Here is a 17,844-nt window from a genome sequence, read left to right as displayed (position 1 = left end):
GCCCGGCCCTGCATTCAAACGGTAGGAAAACCATGAAGCAATATCTCGACCTCGTTGCCAACGTCATTAAAAACGGCACCCTGCAAGCCAACCGTACCGGCGTGAAGACCATCAGTCTGCCCGGCGCCATGTTGCGCTACGACCTCAAAGAAGGCTTTCCGGCCATCACCACCCGGCGCATGGCGTTCAAATCAGCGATTGGCGAAATGTGCGGGTTCTTGCGTCCGGTCAACAGTGCCGCCGACTTCCGCGCGCTGGGCTGCAAAGTGTGGGACCAGAACGCCAACGAAAACGTCCAATGGCTGGCCAACCCGTTCCGCCAGGGTGAAGACGACCTCGGTGAAATCTACGGCGTGCAATGGCGCAAATGGCCCGCCTACAAACAAGTGGCGCGCAGCAATCAGGACGCCATCGCGTTGTGCCTGAGCCAGGGCTACCGCCAGATCGCAGAAGGCGAGGAAGACGGCCAGGCTTACGTGGTGCTGTACAAGGCCATCGACCAAGTGCGCCAGTGCGTGGACACCATCATCAACGACCCGGGCAGCCGCCGCATTTTGTTCCACGGCTGGAACTGCGCCCAACTCGACGAAATGGCCCTGCCGCCGTGCCACCTGCTGTATCAGTTCCACCCCAATGTCGAGACCAAGGAAATTTCCCTGACCCTCTACATTCGCTCCAACGATCTGGGCCTGGGCACGCCGTTTAACCTGACCGAAGGCGCGGCGCTGCTAAGCCTGATCGGCCGTCTGACCGGTTACACGCCGCGCTGGTTCACCTACTTCATCGGCGACGCCCATGTGTATGAGAACCACCTGGACATGCTCAACGAGCAACTGACCCGCGAGCCGTTCCCGATGCCCAAACTGGTGATCTCGGACCGTGTGCCTGAGTTTGCCAAGACCGGCGTTTATCAGCCCGAATGGCTGGGCTTGATCGAGCCGAGTGACTTCAGCCTCGAAGGGTATGAACACCATGCGCCCATGACGGCGCCAATGGCGGTCTGACTCCCCCCCTGCTACAGCTTTCGCCCCTCCCACACGTAAAAAACCCCGAAAGGCTTACGCCGTTCGGGGTTGTGGATAACCCACGCTTACAACTTGGCGATCGACACCTCGGTGGACTTCACAAACGCGATGACTTCGCTGCCCACCACCAGCTCCAGCTCTTTGACCGAGCGGGTGGTGATGACGGAGGTGACGATACCCGAAGCCGTTTGTACGTCGATTTCAGACAGCACGTCGCCCAGCACGATTTCCTTGATGTGGCCTTTGAACTGGTTACGCACGTTGATGGCTTTAATGGTCATGGTGTCGATTCCTGTCTTGGGAGAGAAAACTGAGGTTATTGCGCCCAACGCAATTGCGTAGGCAACGGTGCAACGGGTTCTGGCTCAGGCGGCAAGCCAGGTAAAGCAAGCACTCGGTTAAGGACTTCGGTTTCCAGCGCCGCCAGCCGATGCGAGCCACGCGCGCGCGGTCTGGGCAGTTCGACGAGGAGGTCCAGCCCCACTTCGCCGTCTTCAATCAGGATCACCCGATCAGCAATGGCCACCGCTTCGCTGACGTCGTGGGTCACCAGCAACACCGTGAAACCATGCTGGCGCCACAAGCGTTCGATCAGTTGCTGCATCTCGATGCGGGTCAGTGCGTCAAGCGCACCCAGCGGCTCGTCCAGCAACAGCAAACGCGGTTGATGAATGAGCGCGCGGGCCAAGGCCACACGCTGTTTTTGCCCGCCCGATAACGCAGCGGGCCACTCGTGGGCGCGCTCGGCCAGGCCGACCTCTTCCAGCGCCTTGAGCGCTTTGCCACGCCAATCGCCTTTAAGCCCCAGGCCCACGTTGTCGATGACTTTTTTCCACGGCAGTAAACGCGCTTCCTGAAACATCAAACGGGTGTCGTCGTGCGCGTCTTGCAGCGGCGCGCTGCCTGCCAGCAATTGACCTGCCGTGGGCTGATCCAGCCCGGCCAGCAGGCGCATCAAGGTGCTTTTGCCACAACCGCTGCGCCCCACGACAGCCACAAATTGACCTGCCGGGATGTGCACGTTGATGTCGCGCAGTACGCGGCGCTCGCCAAAGGACTTTTGCAGGCCGTTGATCGCCAGCGGTATACCCTGACGCAAGCGCGGGGGTTGTTGAGCCGTCATGCTGCACCGCCTTTAACCACTTGATAGGCCGGGTGCCAACGCAACCACACGCGTTCCAGACCCCGGGCCGCGCTGTCGGCCAATTTGCCAAGCACCGCGTACAAAACAATCGCCAGCACCACCACATCGGTCTGCAAAAACTCCCGGGCGTTCATCGCCAGATAGCCAATGCCGGAACTGGCAGAGATGGTTTCAGCCACGATCAACGTCAGCCACATAAAGCCCAGCGCGAACCGCACACCCACCAGAATCGAAGGCAATGCGCCCGGCAAAATCACCTGACGAAACAGACTGAAACCGGACAAGCCATAGCTGCGCGCCATCTCCACCAGCGCCGGATCAACGTTGCGGATGCCGTGATAGGTGTTGAGGTAAATGGGGAACAACGTGCCCAGCGCGACCAAAAAAATCTTCGCCGACTCATCAATCCCGAACCACAGGATCACCAGCGGAATCAGCGCCAGGTGCGGCACGTTGCGGATCATTTGCACCGAGCTGTCTAGCAGGCGTTCGCCCCACTTTGACAGGCCGGTGATAAAGCCCAAGGCCAGGCCAATACTGCCGCCAATGACAAAGCCCAACCCGGCGCGCCAGCCGCTGATGGCGAGGTGCTTCCAGATCTCGCCACTGCGCACCAGCTCAACGCCTGCCGCAATCACGGCACTGGGCGCCGGCAGAATGCGCGTCGACAACCAACCGGCCGACACCGAAAGCTGCCACACCGCCAACAGCAACACGGGCAAGGTCCAGGGCGCCAACGTGTGAGCGAGGTTATTAAGGCGCGAAGCCTTCGTTGTGATCATGGCCGCCTCAGCTCTGCGACGCGGCTTTAGGGAGGATGTCGTTGGCCACCATTTCGCCAAAGGGGCTCACATATCCGGCACTTTTCGGCAGTTCCGGGCGCTCGATATCCAGGTGCGGGAACAACAGCTCCGCCACGCGATAAGACTCTTCCAGGTGCGGGTAGCCGGAGAAGATGAACGTGTCGATGCCCAGGTCGGCATATTCCTGAACCCGTGCCGCGACCGTTGGGCCGTCACCGACCAGCGCCGTGCCCGCGCCGCCGCGCACCAGCCCCACGCCCGCCCATAGGTTGGGGCTGACTTCGAGGTTGTCGCGGCTGCCGCCGTGCAGCGCAGCCATGCGTTGTTGGCCCACCGAATCAAAGCGCGCCAAAGAGGCTTGAGCACGAGCGATGGTGTCATCGTCCAGATGCGATATCAGCTTGTCTGCGGCTTTCCATGCCTCTTCATTGGTCTCGCGCACGATGACGTGCAAACGAATGCCGAAGCGCACCGTGCGCCCGAGCTTGGCGGCTTTGGCGCGCACTTGTTCAATCTTTTCAGCGACCGCGGCCGGTGGCTCGCCCCACGTCAGCACCATTTCAACTTGTTCGGCGGCCAGATCCTGCGCCGCTTGCGACGAACCACCAAAGTACAGCGGCGGACGCGGTTGCTGGATCGGCGGGTACAACAACTTGGCGCCTTTGACGCTGATGTGCTGGCCATCGTAGTCCACGGTTTCGCCTTCGAGTACACGGCGCCAGATGCGGGTGAATTCCACCGACGCCTGGTAACGCTCTTCATGGCTGAGGAACAGACCGTCACCGGCCAACTCTTCCGGGTCACCCCCCGTCACCAGATTGAACAGCGCCCGTCCGCCCGACAAACGATCAAGCGTCGCCGCCTGCCGCGCGGCCACGGTGGGCGAAACGATGCCAGGACGCAAAGCCACCAGAAATTTCAGACGCTGAGTCACCGGAATCAGTGCGGCGGCTACCAGCCAGGAGTCTTCGCAGGAACGGCCGGTGGGGATCAACACCCCGCCAAAGCCCAGCCGATCCGCCGCTTGCGCCACTTGTTGCAGGTAACCGTAATCGACAGCGCGGGCGCCTTCGCTGGTGCCAAGGTAATGGCCATCACCGTGGGTAGGCAGGAACCAGAAAATATTGAGGCTCATGGAGTGGTCTCCTAAATGGGTACGGCAAGCGTTAGAGGGCTTTGGCCACGGCGGCCGGGGGCGTCCAGATCACGTCTTTGACCACCAGTGGCTTGGGGATCAACTTGAGCTGGTAAAAACTGTCAGCGATTTTTTGCTGTGCGTTGATCACCTCCGGGGTCAAGAACTGTGCGCCGTAACCCTGGCGTTTGACGGCTGTAAGGGTGATCTCGGGCGACAACCCCAACAGCGGCGCCACTTGTTGGGTCACCTCTTGAGGGTTGGCTTTGGCCCATTCGCCAATGTTGCGCACTTCATCGACCAAGGTTTCGATCACCTTGGGGTGCTGCTGCGCATACGGCTTGGTCGCCAGATAGAACTGATGGTTGTCTGCAATACCGCTGGCATCACGCAGGGTGCGCGCTTGCAACTGTTGCTCGGCGGCGGCCTGGTACGGGTCCCAAATCACCCACGCATCCACACTGCCGCGTTCGAACGCCGCACGCGCATCCGCGGGAGGCAGAAAGACTGTCTGGATATCGGTGTACTTCAGGCCCGCGTCTTCCAGCGCACGCACCAGCAGGTAATGCACATTGGAGCCTTTGTTCAGTACGACTTTTTTGCCCTTGAGGTCTTTCACCGAGGTGATCGGCGAGTCCTTGGGCACCAGAATCGCTTCGCTGGTGGGCGCCGGTGGCTCGTAGGCAACGTAAAGCAAATCAGCGCCCGCAGCCTGGGCGAACACCGGTGGTGTTTCACCGGTAACGCCGAAGTCGATCGAGCCGACGTTCAAGCCTTCCAGCAGTTGTGGGCCGCCGGGGAACTCAGTCCACTGCACATCGACGCCCTGCTCGGCCAGACGCTTTTCAAGCGTGCCTTTGGCTTTGAGCAGCATCAGCGTGCCGTATTTTTGATAACCGATGCGCAGGGCATCTGCTTGAGCTTCTAACACGACGCCGAAGGACACAGCCGCAGCTAACAGTGCGACCAGACCTCGACGCAAAATGACAGGGCGCATGGCGCTCTCCTTTTGTTGTTCGAGATTCGGGTTGCACCTGCCGAGCCGTTAGCGGGTCAGTAAGGTGGGGAAAGCGTTAAATCAGATACTCCAGCGAGCCGCGACCAGGCGCTCGTTGAGAAGGTTGGGGTCCAGCGGCTTGGGGCGACGGGCCAGCGCGCTGTAAAACTGCTCCAGCGACTCGTTCAAGCGCTGTTCCAAAACCTGCGCCAACTGTGCTTGAGCGCTGCCTTCGCCATAAGCAATCTGGCTGTCATCGGCAAAGATGCCGTGCAGCATTTCTTGGGCCTTGAGCGCCGACAATACGGGTTTAAGTGCGTAATCCACCGCCAGCATGTGGGCGATGCTGCCGCCCGTGGCAATGGGCAACACCACCTTGTGGCTCAGGGCGCGTTCAGGCAGTAAATCGAGGACGGTTTTCAGGGCGCCGCTAAAAGATGCCTTGTACACCGGCGTCGCAATCACCAACCCGTCGGCGTTTTCGATCTGTTGCAGCAGGTCGATGATTTTCGGGCTGTCGAACCGCGCATGCAGCAAATCCTCAGCCGGGAAATCGCGCACCTGGTAACTCACCACTTCGACGCCTTGGCGGTTGAGCCAACCTTTGGCGCGGTCCAGCAACACCCCGCAGCGGGATCGTTGGCTTGGGCTTCCTCCGAGAGTCACAACCAGCATCTAGGCATTTCCTTGCATGAATGTGTGCAAACCGCTGTCAGCGTTTTCGCTTGAGTGGAGAGACCATAACAGGGGATTTTTATATCTATAAATCATATTTATTCATTTATTTATTCCTTAAACGAATAAGAAGGAGTCCGCTTCAATCAGCTCGCTGCGCCTGGATTCGATACCTCATTGAAACAGCGCCGTACCGGCGGTTTACGGGCGCATGTCAGATGCCCATGCACGCAAACAAATAACAGTTATGTACCGCCCAGCTGCGCGTCACGCGACATAGGGTGCAGGTCATTACTCACAAGGAATGCGACATGAGCGAGAAACCAGCGAGCACTTTTTATTCACCTCTCTCTATAAAAGAGCGTTTTCTGACCCATGCGCGTGAGGCGCTTGATCAAGGCATTATCACGTTGGCTGAAAAAGCATGGGTTGAAGCTTGCATAACACCCCGCGAAGACCTGCCCGCTCAGGGTGAGACAAGGGGGTATGCGCACCATATCGGTTTCCGGCATCCCACTACGCCCTCTATTACCTTTAAAGGCGTTTGCCTGCTCTGTGCTGAACCAGAAGACTCAAACCGTTACTACCTCTACTCGCTGGTAGATGGCTTTAGAAAATTTAACCTCTGGGCTGAGGCGGTCGCAGATATTCGCCAACGACTGACTAATGCAGACCCGGCGCTGATGTATTCAACGCCTTTCTCTATGCGGCATCGTTTAACGCAATACATCGACACGCCTCTGGAAAAGAAAGGTATTACAAGCGATGTGTTTGAAAGTATGAGTGAGCTGTTTAACGCACAGATCGACGCCGACCGATTCCTGACGGTGACGCTGTTCTCCCAACTGCCCTCTGCGCGCTCTGCCCTGTTTAAACAACTTCAAGCAGCCGTCCGCACAACCAGGCCATCGACGGATTCACTGGAAACAACCTGCGCAATGACCCCGCTCGTTGCTGAGCACCCGATAGTGAATTGGATATTTGAGTACTACTTGAAAGGCACTATGGTCGACAGTGAAATTGTTGAATACAGGTCCTCGACAACCTGTAACCTGCAAGTCATCAAAAGTCGCAGTGAAATTGAACTCGAACTGATAAGCATGATTGCAAGTACCGCCCGTCATCTGGACGCCGAACTTGCCGCAGAACTCCTTGCGTCCTGGACCACTCTTCAACTGCCCTTTCCCACGTTGCAAACCACACTGGTCTACGAGTTGAGTGACCGGTTTTTGAGCGAGTTGCTTGAGGCGCGACATTCCAACCGCGTGAGTTCAAACATGTTCAACCACCTGTTTGGGGGGCTCTATCTAAACAACGGGGCGCCCATACAGTGTGTCTTACTGCACATTAATCAAACGCTCTTTTCACCCATCGCCTGGGAGGGGTGGTATGGCATCTATATAGGCGACACAAACGGTCAATTCATTGTCATGACGGATAGGGGGCTCGAGTTTTTTGACTCGTGGACGCATTTCGTGCTCACCGTTTTGCCTCGCGTGAAGGCATTACTGTCCCCGCAAAGAGCCTATGGCCCCGACGGCATGGAGCCTTTCTTGGCGCGTTATATGGCTCGCATTGATCGTGCAGCTTTAACGCTAGAGCCGCCGCTTGGGTTCGGCCATACCTTGATTCATGGCAACGTGTTTGCAACCGTCGAAGAACGGCTTTTGCAAAAAATAATCTCTGATGTGAACTTCTTATCCGCCTGGATAAAAAATCTGGACTTTCTACAGAGTTCTTATACCGCCAGAGACTATGCCAGCCTGGTATCCGCGGTGCTGGAGGATGCACTGGATATTCGCGCCTTGGTGAATCCGGCGCTGATACCACGGTTTAATCAGCAGCGCTGGTGCACTCATTTCAGCGTGGGGCAAACCACCACCGTCATCGACGGTGAACTATTAAATTCTCTGAAATCCTCTGTTCAGGAAATTAAAAAAGATTTGCAGGCACTTGATAGACAACTCGACAGTTTCCTGGCCGCCTCGCCCAGTATCGCCTCCTTCATTAAAAAACGGTTCGCTCAACACTGGTCGAGCACCAACAAACGCCCTCTGGATATTGAAAACATCGAGGTGTATGACACCGCGCCGCACACCCCCTCTGCAACACCGTTGACCCTGATTGACAGCCTGTTAGAGCATGTGACGGGACATGCGCCGTTACCGGCCAAGAACGCCCGTGTGCAATATCAAATAAAAAACGAAGCCGGCACGCCTGCCACCCTGCTCGACGACAACGAAAGTGCAGCGATTCATCGGATTTTATTCTCGATGGCGGATGGCTTTAGTGGCGCACTGATCGATTACTTCGCCGAGACGCTGTTGCACGAACAAAACAACCTGCGGCCTGCTCTGCCTGAACAACCCAAGACCGGCATTAAAAAACTGGTCGATTTACGCCTGGAAAACCTATGGGCTGGAGGGCTGTATTTTTATCAATATGAACCCACGCTCTCACCGCACGACGCAAGCTGCATAGAAATGTTCAACTTAGGTCTGCAACTGGATCAGCGCAGGTCGTTTTACCACTTTGTGTCCGATGTGTTTAGCGTCACGCTTTATTCGTCCCAGGCTGGCATCAGCGCCACCCTTGAAGAATGTTTTCTGATTACAGAGCGCGGGGGGATGGACGCGTCGTGTTGCGGGCGCGTTTATTTTTGGTCACCGGCCAAGAAGTTCGAAGTTTTCGCCAGTCTCGCAGACTGCCAGGCAGCCTTGCGCAAACGGCTTTTTGATGACGTAGAGGGCGAAGCATTAATGTCGACCCTGGGCCGTGCTCAACGGGCGACAGTGCTTGCCAAAAGGGCGATGCTGCTGGCCGATAGCAATGGCCTTTTTAGTTTTGAAGTTATCCAGGACAACTTTTTAGAATCCTTATCGCGCAGCAGCACCCAACAACATATACAAGACCTGTCGGCGGTGGTGGACCAAGCCATCGAAATCAATATGCCAAGTGCTGTGTTTCAAGACAGCGTTCTTAATTACAAAGAGCGCATCCGCCACAGTTTCAATATCACGTCCCTCATTCAATACACTGACACGCTACTGTTTGAGGCGGCCCTGCCAAAAGCGTTAAAAGAAGCCCCCTTACAGGACCAGCTTGAATACGCAACGTTGTTGGAGCGTTACCGGGATGTGGTCAAGGACAACAACGATTATTTGCACGATATTCCCGATATCAACGACTTCGCCTACAAGGCACTCAAAACACAACTGAGCGCGGATTACCCGCACGCTGAACTTGACCCTCATGACATTGAGGTGACCATTACCGTCACCACATCACCCGCCTGGACGGCACAAATTGCATCCTTGGGCGGGGCCGTGTCCAGATCGGTGCAACCGCTGTCAGCGTATGCGCTTCGCGGATTTGGACAACTGACAGGACATCTTTCACTCCGCTCGTTAAGCGCGAAACCATTACCGCCTGAACTCGATGCGTCGGCAGTGAAAGACCTGGTCCGACAATTAAACATCGGTACTCAGTACCGAACCTTACTGGCTGAGAAATTACCCCGTGGCAAACCGGACTATGCGGCACGGTTCGGCATGTTCTGCAATCACCTGCCTCTCCAAGTGCTAGAAGCCGCATTCAACAGTAAATTGGCAGGCCAGCTCACAGACGCTGCCTACCGCTGTATTGAACAGGTCATGAATATGCCCGATGGCGGAGCACGGGAATCTGTGAAGGGTCAGCGCATCCAGTTGCGGCGCTTACAGCTGTGCACATCCAGCGACGCGACCCCTGACCCGGTAAAAGGGGTGTATGTGATCAGCCCCCAAGCCCCTGGTGAAGGTCCTTTTGTGGTGTGGGCCACTTACAACCAGGATTTTTCGTTCAAGGAGTATCCCGATGAACAGCACTTTATTTTGGACCTGTGTTCGCGGGCGACACTGCAATCGCTAATTCTGAGCAGGCTCACACCCTACATCCGCAAAAAATATGATAACGGCGGTTTTAAAGAGCCGCACGTCACCTACATCTCTCAAGACTTCTTCAGCTTTGATGTGTATTCAACACCTGCTCCGGTCACGCTCTCAGGCGAGGCCATTGAAGGCAATGCATTTTTGACGTTGTACGACGACAACACTGCTTTGTTGCTGGATATGGCCAAACAGCAGTCCGTCACCACCTCAGAAGCCGACTGGACCTCGTTCAAAACCCTGCTTTCCTTGATCGCTGAAACAGCCCTCATGTTTTTGCCCGGCAAGCTCAGCCTACCCATCACCGTTTGGCAGACACAAGACACATTGAAATCGTCGGTACTCGCGGCTGCCGAAGGGCACTGGGGCGAAGCGCTAACCCGTTTTGTAGCCTCCATGATGATGCTGATAACCGTGCGAAGCGCGCCCGCCCAAAAGCCGCGTGAACATCCAGTAGGAGTGCCCCTTGAACCCCCGGTTGCCCATCAGCCTGTTGGTCACGCTAGCGAGGCTTCATTTCTCAAGACCCGGCAACTGAATGCGCTACAACCCTATATTGATCACCTCGTCTCCCTTCATGAAATGACCCTCAATGAAGAAACCGGCATTTATAGCAACGCGGCCAACGAGACGAGCTACATCGTATTGAGCGGCAATATTTATAAGGTTAAAAAAGACCTTCAACGCTGGCGCATTGATATCGGTGAAGGCCGCACAGGCCCGGCGTTAAAACGTGATAGCCAGAAGCGCTGGGAGTTAGATCCACGTGAGCCTTTATTAGGTGGCGGGCCAATACTGTCCAGGCATGCATCTCCCGCAAGAAACTTTCCTAACGTGGTGACTGAAGCAGAAGGCATGCCACAGATCCGTAGGCTTTATCCTGCCAAAGCCGCTGCGATTGAGGCGGCTCACCAGCAGGCGATTGAATACTTGATCGAGGCAAAAAGAGTACTCAAGCGCCTGTATGAGCCGGGTTCCCCATTCGAGCAGCACCGTCAGTGGCTTGAAGATTTTTTCGGCAGCCCTAGCCTTACACCCCAGCAAATCAAAAAAATTAAAGCCGCCATTGACTCCATTTTAGGCCGCTTGCTAAAGCCCTCAATGAACCCCCTTACCTCCGAGCGCTATGTCGTACTTCGCCACGTACCCGCTAATAACGCTGAGTTGGCCTTCATACTGGCCGACGACACGCGTAAGTACATCTACATTTACGAAGGGTTCTTTCAGACTGTGCAGGATCCTTTCAACACAGGGATCATGCTGGGGTTAAAACGCACCAACCCGCCGTTCGACTTCAATCTGCACTTTCGTGCGACCACGCTTATTCATGAGGTGTCTCATCAAACGGCAAAGACCGTGGACATTGCCTACATGAACGCTAGTTCCCCTTACATCGAATTACTCGAAAACAGCGCTGCGCCATTTCATGACATCCTTGATCAGATTTCGAGTATGCAAGCCACGGCATTGTCCAGGTCGACAACCATTAGTGATCTGTTCATAAGCCATACCTCAACCAACACGCCACCTGCCAGTCTGTCTGCCCGTATCCAAGACCGTATTCTAGCGGAGACGGGCGCCTCGACACTGGATCAGGCGCGCCTGATTTTTTTAGCCGACCCGCAGAGTCGTTTCAATGTCATTCTTAGTAACGCGGATTCCCTCACGCTATTGATCAGTCGATTGGGCGGCAATATTGAGCGCTATCAACCTGTCGTACATCCCTGAACATAGGTTTCACCGGGCAAACACGGTCCCCGTGATTGAACTGGATGCTTACTTCAGTCGATCAATCGCGGTGGCCAGGCACTACTTGTTCGGTTGCGGCGTCAGGCGCAAATAGGGCTTCACGGTGCGATAGCCTTTGGGAAAACGCTGCTTGATCTCGTCTTCGTCTTTGATAGACGGCACGATCACCACATCGTCACCGTCTTGCCAGTTAGCCGGGGTGGCGACCTTGTGGCTGTCGGTCAGTTGCAGCGAATCGATCACGCGCAAAATTTCGTTAAAGTTGCGGCCCGTACTGGCCGGGTAAGTGATGGTCAGGCGAACTTTTTTGTTCGGATCAATCACGAACAATGAGCGCACGGTGAGGGTATCACTGGCGTTGGGGTGGATTAGGTCGTAGAGGTCGCTGACTTTGCGATCGGCATCGGCCAGGATCGGGAAGTTGACCACGGTGTGCTGGGTTTCGTTGATGTCGTCGATCCACTTGTGGTGCGAGTCCACCGGGTCAACGGAGAGTGCGATGGCTTTGACGCCGCGCTTGGCGAATTCATCTTTGAGTTTGGCGGTGAAGCCCAACTCTGTGGTGCACACCGGGGTGAAGTCCGCCGGGTGCGAAAACAACACGCCCCAACTGTCGCCCAGCCACTCATGAAAATGGATATTGCCAGCGCTGGAATCCTGTTCGAAATCGGGGGCGATATCGCCGAGTCTAAGGCTCATGGTGCAGTTCCTTTTTATAAGAGATGGCGAGGCAGTGAGCGTTCACTCTGCCTGCGGCATGACTTAATTAAAAAGAATAAATGACGATTTATTTAGATCTGAAACGAATATTAAAAACTGTTTCATTGGACGCACCAAAGCACCGGGTCCACTCTGGACTCAGGTTTAGGCAAGGGGAGCGGCAGGGAGCTGCGACTATTAATGTGTTGCGAATTGATCGTTCTGGTCTTCGGTAAACACCCTGCCCGGCATTGCGCCGGGCAGGATTTTTCTTACCTTTGCACTACGCCCGCATTACAGCAACGGGATCGAGTAGCTGACGATCAGACGGTTTTCGTCCTGATCGCGCTGGCCGGCAATGTCGTTGCGCCACATGGCGTTTTTCCACATTACACCCAGATTTTTCAACGGACCTTCTTGCACCACGTAGGCCACCGTGATGTCACGTTCCCACTCGGAGGCGCCATTGCTGGTCTGGCCACTTTTGCCAAAGGTGTCGATGTTATCGCCACGCAGGTACACCGCACCGGCCGTCAGGCCCGGTACGCCAACCTTGGCAAAGTCATACGAGTAGCGAGCTTGCCAAGTACGTTCGCCGGCACGGCCGAACTTCTGGATTTGCATGTCAGTGATGGTGTAGTTCGACGAGCCGTCGCCCTGGTTCAACCAAGGGAAGTCGCTGCTGCCGTTGCTCACCTGGTAACCACCACCAAAGGTGTGACCTTCAACGGTGTACAGGAACAAGCCGCTGTACAGGTTGTTATCAACTTTACCTTTACCGTTTTTCAGCACGCTGTTGCTGTAATCGCCGTTGCTGAAGTACGAGGAGTCATAACCGTTTTTGCCGTCATCACGGCTGTTGAAATAACGCAGATCCGTTTTCAACACGCCAGGGCCGATCGACCAGTTGTGTACCAGGCCCAGGAAGTTCTGTTTGTAGAACTTGTCCAGGTTGCCGTAGTAGTACTGAAGCAACAGGTCTTTGGTGACCTTGTAGTCGCCACCGGCGTAGATGAACTTGTTGCTGTTGGCGGTGCGAGCGTTCGCACCCCCAATCGACATCTGTTCGTTGTTGCTGGAGTTACGGCCTTTAACGTGTTCGATCTGACCACCGATCAGGGTCAGGTCCTTGAACTCATTGGAGGTGATTTGGCCACCTTCAAAGGTCTGAGGCAGCAGACGACCATCGTTATAGGAGATAACCGGCAGTTTGGGCATCAGGGTGCCGTAACGCAGTTCGGTCTGGGAAATCTTGGCTTTGGCTGTCAGGCCCAGGCTGGAATATTCATTTACCGCGTCGCCGTTGGACTTGCTCGGGAAAACCGTGCCGCCGTACGAACCAACACCATTAGTACCGCCACCCGAATCCAGACGCACGCCCAACAGCGCGATGGCATCCACACCGAAACCGACCGTGCCTTGGGTGAAGCCCGAGGTGTAGTCCAGTTGGAAGCCCTGGCCCCATTCTTCCTGCTTGTTCTGAGCGCCAGCCGCTTTGGTACCCGAGTCGCGGTTATCGGTGTTGATGTAGAAGTTGCGTAGCTTCAGGGTTGCCTTGCTGTCTTCGATGAAGCCGGCAGCGCCTGCTTGTTGCGCCAACAAACCTACGGCCACAGCCACGGCCAAGGTGGACTTGTTCATTGTCTTGCTCCTTTGCTTTTCTAATTTTTGTAGTTCTTTAACCCGAAATCTGACGTTTCGGTGCTAGAGATGCGCGATTAGCGCCAGACCGTGACTGACAAGTCAATCGTAACCATTCATGTCTACGACCTTTGTCTAGTCATCCGTCATTTGTGCGTAGGGTAATGGCTTTTGGTTAAGCCCAAAAAGGTTTATTTATAAACTTTTCAGACCGAATAGCTATATACAAAGAAACTTCCTACGCTCGGGTGAAGGGATGCTATCGGCCTTTGGTCTAATTTCTAAACAGAATTTTATGAAATTTTTAAGTCCCTAAAGGTATAACGCTGCGCGGAAGATCAGCTGTAGAAAAAAAGCCCGCATCAGTCGTGTTACGCGCGCGGGATTGAGGGATGCAGAACCTCATAAGCTAATGCTTAAAAGTTATTTATTTAGCCTTTCTTAGATCATTTAACCTCGCACTCTGCCGATCTCCGGCCGCCTGTCGAGGAGCTTCATCGTGAAACTGCATTCTCCCCTTCGCCTTCTGGCGGCTTTGTCTCTGGCGATGACCAGCTTCTTCGCACAGGCTGCCAGCGACGTCACCGTGGCTTACCAAACCACCGTAGACCCGGCCAAAGTTGCCCAGGCCGACGGTGCTTATGAGCAGGCCACTCAAGCTGACATTAAATGGAGAAAATTTGATAACGGCGCCGACATCATTGCCGCCATTGCGTCGGGTGACGTGCAAATCGGCTACCTGGGTTCAAGCCCGCTGACCGCGGCCATCACCCGTAAGGTGCCGGTTGAAACCTTTTTGATCGCGACCCAGATCGGCGGCGCTGAAGCCCTGGTCGCCCGCAATGGTTCGGGTATCAACAGCCCACAGGATCTGGTCGGTAAGAAAATCGCCGTACCCTTTGTCTCCACGGGGCACTACAGCCTGCTGGCCGCGCTCAAGCACTGGAACATTGACCCCTCAACCGTGACGATTCTGAACCTGGCACCGCCGGCGATTGTTGCCGCCTGGAAGCGCGGCGATATTGACGCGACGTACGTGTGGGACCCGGCATTGGGTACCGCCAAAGAAAACGGCAAGGTCCTGATCACCTCGGGCGAGCTGAGCAAATTAGGCGCACCGACCTTCGATGCCTGGATCGTGCGCAAAGACTTCGCGGCCAAACACCCGGACATCGTCAAGGCGTTTGCCAAGGTGACCCTGGATGCCTACGCCGACTACCACAAAGACCCGAAAGCCTGGCTGGCCAATCAGAGCAACGTCGACAAACTGGTGAAGCTCTCAGGTGCCAAAGCCGCTGACATCCCTTTATTGCTGCAAGGCAACGTGTACCCGCTGGCCACCGACCAAGCGGTGTTGCTCGGCGCACCCACCACCAAAGCCTTGGCTGATACTGCGGCCTTCCTCAAAGAGCAAGGCAAGGTTGACGCCGTTCTGCCCGATTACGCGCCTTCAGTAAACGCCCGCTTCATTGCCCAATAACTCACGCTGATTCAGGAGTCGCCCGTCATGGCCTTGTTATCACTGGAGCGCATCAGCGCACAGTACCCGGGCGCTGCTGAGCCGGTACTGTCGGATATTTCCGTCAACCTCGGCCCTCAGCAACTGCTGGTTGCACTCGGCCCGTCGGGCAGCGGCAAAACCTCGTTATTGAATTTGATCGCAGGTTTTGTCGAACCCAGTGGTGGACGCATCACCCTTGACGGGGCTGCGGTTCACGGCCCAAGCGCCGAACGTGGCGTGGTGTTTCAGGATGATGTTTTGTTGCCTTGGCAAGATGTGCTGGCCAACGTCGCATTCGGCCTGGAGCTGGCAGGCGTTGCACGCGACCCACGAGAGACACGTGCTCGCGACATGCTGGCCCTGGTGGATTTGTCCGGTTTTGAAAAACGCCGCGTCTGGGAACTGTCGGGCGGGCAAAAACAACGCGTAGGTCTGGCCCGCGCCTTGGCCGCCGACCCTCGGGTATTGCTGATGGACGAGCCTTTTGGCGCGCTCGACGCCTTTACCCGCGAGCAAATGCAAGAGCTGCTCCTGCAAGTGTGCAAGCGCACTGCCAAACCGGTATTTCTGATCACGCATGACATCGAGGAGGCGGTGTTTTTGGCCACCGACCTGATTCTGCTGGCCCCCAACCCCGGCCGTATTGTGGAGCGCCTGACGCTGGATTTCGGCCAGCGTTATAACGCGGGAGAATCGGCACGTTCGATCAAGTCAGACCCACGCTTTATTGAAACCCGCGAGCACGTGCTTGAACGCGTGTTTTCGCAACGCGGCGCCGCTCAGCGGCAGGAGCACGCATGAGCAGTTATGAATTGACAAGCAACCAGGCTCCGGTCGCCGTGCCCCATGCGCCACGCCCGATCAAGCGCAGCCTGAGCACCCGCGGGATCAGTGTGCTGACCCTGATCACTTTGATCACCCTGTGGTGGGCCGTCACCGCCGCGGGTTTGATCGAGCCGCTGTTTTTACCGCCACCTTCGGCCGTGCTGGAAAAAGGCTGGTTGTTGGCGACAAAAGGCTACATGGACTCAACCTTGTGGCAGCACTTGGGTGCGAGCCTGAGCCGCATCGGGCTGGGCCTGGGCTTTGCGATTCTGACGGCCATCCCGGTGGGCATCGCGATTGGCCATAACCGTATTGCCCGGGGCATTTTCGACCCGCTGATCGAGTTCTATCGGCCAATCCCGCCGCTGGCCTATTTGCCATTGATCGTGATCTGGTGCGGCATTGGTGAGCTGTCAAAAGTGCTGCTGATTTACCTGGCGATTTTCGCCCCGATAGCCATTGCCACCGCCACCGGCGTACGCACCGTCGACCCGGCCAAAGTACGCGCTGCGCAATCATTGGGCGCCAGCCGTTGGCAGTTGATTCGCCATGTGATCTTGCCCAGCGCCTTGCCTGACATTTTGACCGGCGTACGCATTGGTTTGGGCGTGGGCTGGTCGACCCTGGTGGCGGCCGAGCTGATCGCTGCGACCAGTGGCTTGGGCTTTATGGTGCAGTCCGCCGCGCAGTTTTTGGTCACCGATGTGGTGGTGCTGGGGATTTTGGTGATAGCCATCATCGCCTTCGCCATGGAAATGGGACTGCGCGCCCTGCAACGCAAGCTGGTGCCGTGGCACGGCCAGGCTCACTAAATTTTTCGAATAAAACACGACGCTGATCAATCGGCGCGCTGATGAAGAGAATAACCATGAGCCTGACCCTTACCCCACTTAGCTCTGCCCTTGGCGCCCAAATAGAAGGCGTTGACCTGACTCAGCCGTTGAGCCTCGAACAGCGTGATGCCATCGAACAAGCGCTGCTCACTCACCAGGTGATCTTCTTCAAGAACCAGTCCATCACCCCGCAACAGCAAGCACGCTTTGCAGCCAATTTCGGCGATTTGCACATTCACCCGATTTACCCCAACGTGCCCGAACAGCCAGAAGTGCTGGTGCTGGACACCGCCGTGACCGATGTACGCGACAACGCGGTCTGGCACACCGACGTTACATTTTTGCCAACGCCAGCCATGGGTGCCGTGCTGAGCGCCAAACAACTGCCTGCGTTCGGCGGTGACACATTGTGGGCCAGTGGCATTGCTGCATTCGAAGGGTTATCAAAACCGCTGCAACGGCTGCTGGATGGGCTGACGGCCACACATGATTTCACCAAATCGTTCCCGCTGGAGCGCTTTGGCTCCACCCCCGAAGACTTCGCCCGTTGGGATCAAACCCGTAAAAACAACCCGCCGCTATCACACCCGGTGATTCGCACGCATCCGGTCAGCGGTCGTAAATCCCTGTTCGTCAACGAAGGTTTTACCACGCGGATCAACGAGCTTTCAGAGGCCGAGAGCGAAGCAATCCTCAAGCTGCTGTTTGCCCACGCCACCCGCCCCGAATACACCATTCGCTGGCGCTGGCAGCAAAACGATGTGGCCTTTTGGGACAACCGCGTCACCCAGCATTACGCTGTGGATGACTACCGTCCGAACCGACGCGTGATGCATCGCGCCACTATTTTGGGCGATGCGCCGTTTTGATCAATAACACCTCAGCATGACT

14 protein-coding genes are annotated in these 17,844 nt (G+C 56.1%); 6 read left to right on the top strand and 8 right to left on the bottom strand.

The features are described from left to right. Positions 1-32 precede the first annotated feature (32 nt). Positions 33-1,004: a thymidylate synthase gene (locus TU86_RS09055; protein ID WP_048363958.1), complete on the top strand. Its 972-nt coding sequence runs from the start codon at positions 33-35 to the stop codon at positions 1,002-1,004. 86 nt (positions 1,005-1,090) lie between these two features. Here the strand turns inward: TU86_RS09055 and TU86_RS09050 are convergent, their stop codons facing one another. The 6 genes from TU86_RS09050 to ssuE all read right to left on the bottom strand — a co-directional run bounded on the left by TU86_RS09050 (position 1,091) and on the right by ssuE (position 5,779). Beyond that, complete coding sequence (locus tag TU86_RS09050; RefSeq protein ID WP_003444581.1) at positions 1,091-1,306, bottom strand: TOBE domain-containing protein; 216 nt, start codon at positions 1,304-1,306, stop codon at positions 1,091-1,093. A gap of 35 nt (positions 1,307-1,341) precedes the next feature. After that, the gene (gene ssuB / locus TU86_RS09045) at positions 1,342-2,148 is read right to left on the bottom strand and encodes an aliphatic sulfonates ABC transporter ATP-binding protein (protein ID WP_048363957.1); all 807 of its coding nucleotides are present in this window, start codon (positions 2,146-2,148) and stop codon (positions 1,342-1,344) included. Continuing rightward, positions 2,145-2,951 (bottom strand): aliphatic sulfonate ABC transporter permease SsuC, encoded by an 807-nt coding sequence (ssuC, locus tag TU86_RS09040; RefSeq protein ID WP_048363956.1) that lies wholly within the window; start codon positions 2,949-2,951, stop codon positions 2,145-2,147. The genes ssuB and ssuC overlap by 4 nt, the downstream gene beginning before the upstream one ends. Before the next feature lie 7 nt (positions 2,952-2,958). Then, positions 2,959-4,107: an FMNH2-dependent alkanesulfonate monooxygenase gene (ssuD, locus tag TU86_RS09035; protein ID WP_048363955.1), complete on the bottom strand. Its 1,149-nt coding sequence runs from the start codon at positions 4,105-4,107 to the stop codon at positions 2,959-2,961. Between the two features lie 31 nt (positions 4,108-4,138). Next, positions 4,139-5,104, bottom strand: a complete 966-nt coding sequence (locus TU86_RS09030; RefSeq protein ID WP_048363954.1) for a sulfonate ABC transporter substrate-binding protein — start codon at positions 5,102-5,104, stop codon at positions 4,139-4,141. A gap of 81 nt (positions 5,105-5,185) precedes the next feature. Then, complete coding sequence (gene ssuE, locus TU86_RS09025; protein WP_048363953.1) at positions 5,186-5,779, bottom strand: NADPH-dependent FMN reductase; 594 nt, start codon at positions 5,777-5,779, stop codon at positions 5,186-5,188. A 311-nt stretch (positions 5,780-6,090) separates the two neighbouring features. Here ssuE and TU86_RS09020 point away from each other — a divergent pair, with 311 nt between their 5' ends. Continuing rightward, a complete protein-coding gene (locus TU86_RS09020; RefSeq protein WP_157395887.1) occupies positions 6,091-11,433 on the top strand; it encodes a dermonecrotic toxin domain-containing protein in 5,343 nt (1,780 codons plus the stop codon). Positions 11,434-11,514: 81 nt separating this feature from the next. Here the strand turns inward: TU86_RS09020 and TU86_RS09015 are convergent, their stop codons facing one another. Beyond that, a complete protein-coding gene (locus TU86_RS09015; RefSeq protein ID WP_048363951.1) occupies positions 11,515-12,153 on the bottom strand; it encodes a peroxiredoxin in 639 nt (212 codons plus the stop codon). A 294-nt stretch (positions 12,154-12,447) separates the two neighbouring features. Further along, complete coding sequence (locus TU86_RS09010) at positions 12,448-13,794, bottom strand: OprD family porin (protein ID WP_048363950.1); 1,347 nt, start codon at positions 13,792-13,794, stop codon at positions 12,448-12,450. A 499-nt stretch (positions 13,795-14,293) separates the two neighbouring features. On the opposite strand from TU86_RS09010, the gene tauA reads away from it, so the two are divergent. Genes tauA through tauD form a run of 4 tightly spaced genes read left to right on the top strand, consistent with a single transcriptional unit; the run spans position 14,294 to position 17,822 of the window. Then, on the top strand, positions 14,294-15,274 hold the full coding sequence (tauA, locus tag TU86_RS09005) for a taurine ABC transporter substrate-binding protein (protein WP_048363949.1): 981 nt from the start codon (positions 14,294-14,296) through the stop codon (positions 15,272-15,274). 27 nt (positions 15,275-15,301) lie between these two features. After that, entirely contained in the window at positions 15,302-16,096 is a 795-nt protein-coding gene (gene tauB, locus TU86_RS09000) for a taurine ABC transporter ATP-binding subunit (protein WP_048363948.1), read from the top strand. Continuing rightward, the gene (gene tauC / locus TU86_RS08995) at positions 16,093-16,932 is read left to right on the top strand and encodes a taurine ABC transporter permease TauC (RefSeq protein ID WP_048363947.1); all 840 of its coding nucleotides are present in this window, start codon (positions 16,093-16,095) and stop codon (positions 16,930-16,932) included. The genes tauB and tauC overlap by 4 nt, the downstream gene beginning before the upstream one ends. Before the next feature lie 56 nt (positions 16,933-16,988). Further along, on the top strand, positions 16,989-17,822 hold the full coding sequence (tauD, locus tag TU86_RS08990) for a taurine dioxygenase (RefSeq protein WP_048363946.1): 834 nt from the start codon (positions 16,989-16,991) through the stop codon (positions 17,820-17,822). The last annotated feature ends 22 nt before the right edge of the window (positions 17,823-17,844 follow it).

The organism is Pseudomonas weihenstephanensis, from assembly GCF_001043055.1.
GTDB lineage: Bacteria > Pseudomonadota > Gammaproteobacteria > Pseudomonadales > Pseudomonadaceae > Aquipseudomonas > Aquipseudomonas weihenstephanensis.
This window is presented reverse-complemented; position numbering and strand designations above follow the sequence as displayed.

Excerpts from the sequence above, each read along its gene's own strand:
- TU86_RS09055 (WP_048363958.1), top strand. The coding sequence starts at position 33 with ATGAAGCAATATCTCGACCTCGTTGCCAACGTCATTAAAAACGGCACC.
- TU86_RS09050 (WP_003444581.1), bottom strand. The coding sequence starts at position 1,306 with ATGACCATTAAAGCCATCAACGTGCGTAACCAGTTCAAAGGCCACATC.
- ssuB (WP_048363957.1), bottom strand. The coding sequence starts at position 2,148 with ATGACGGCTCAACAACCCCCGCGCTTGCGTCAGGGTATACCGCTGGCG.
- ssuC (WP_048363956.1), bottom strand. The coding sequence starts at position 2,951 with ATGATCACAACGAAGGCTTCGCGCCTTAATAACCTCGCTCACACGTTG.
- ssuD (WP_048363955.1), bottom strand. The coding sequence starts at position 4,107 with ATGAGCCTCAATATTTTCTGGTTCCTGCCTACCCACGGTGATGGCCAT.
- TU86_RS09030 (WP_048363954.1), bottom strand. The coding sequence starts at position 5,104 with ATGCGCCCTGTCATTTTGCGTCGAGGTCTGGTCGCACTGTTAGCTGCG.
- ssuE (WP_048363953.1), bottom strand. The coding sequence starts at position 5,779 with ATGCTGGTTGTGACTCTCGGAGGAAGCCCAAGCCAACGATCCCGCTGC.
- TU86_RS09020 (WP_157395887.1), top strand. The coding sequence starts at position 6,091 with ATGAGCGAGAAACCAGCGAGCACTTTTTATTCACCTCTCTCTATAAAA.
- TU86_RS09015 (WP_048363951.1), bottom strand. The coding sequence starts at position 12,153 with ATGAGCCTTAGACTCGGCGATATCGCCCCCGATTTCGAACAGGATTCC.
- TU86_RS09010 (WP_048363950.1), bottom strand. The coding sequence starts at position 13,794 with ATGAACAAGTCCACCTTGGCCGTGGCTGTGGCCGTAGGTTTGTTGGCG.
- tauB (WP_048363948.1), top strand. The coding sequence starts at position 15,302 with ATGGCCTTGTTATCACTGGAGCGCATCAGCGCACAGTACCCGGGCGCT.
- tauC (WP_048363947.1), top strand. The coding sequence starts at position 16,093 with ATGAGCAGTTATGAATTGACAAGCAACCAGGCTCCGGTCGCCGTGCCC.
- tauD (WP_048363946.1), top strand. The coding sequence starts at position 16,989 with ATGAGCCTGACCCTTACCCCACTTAGCTCTGCCCTTGGCGCCCAAATA.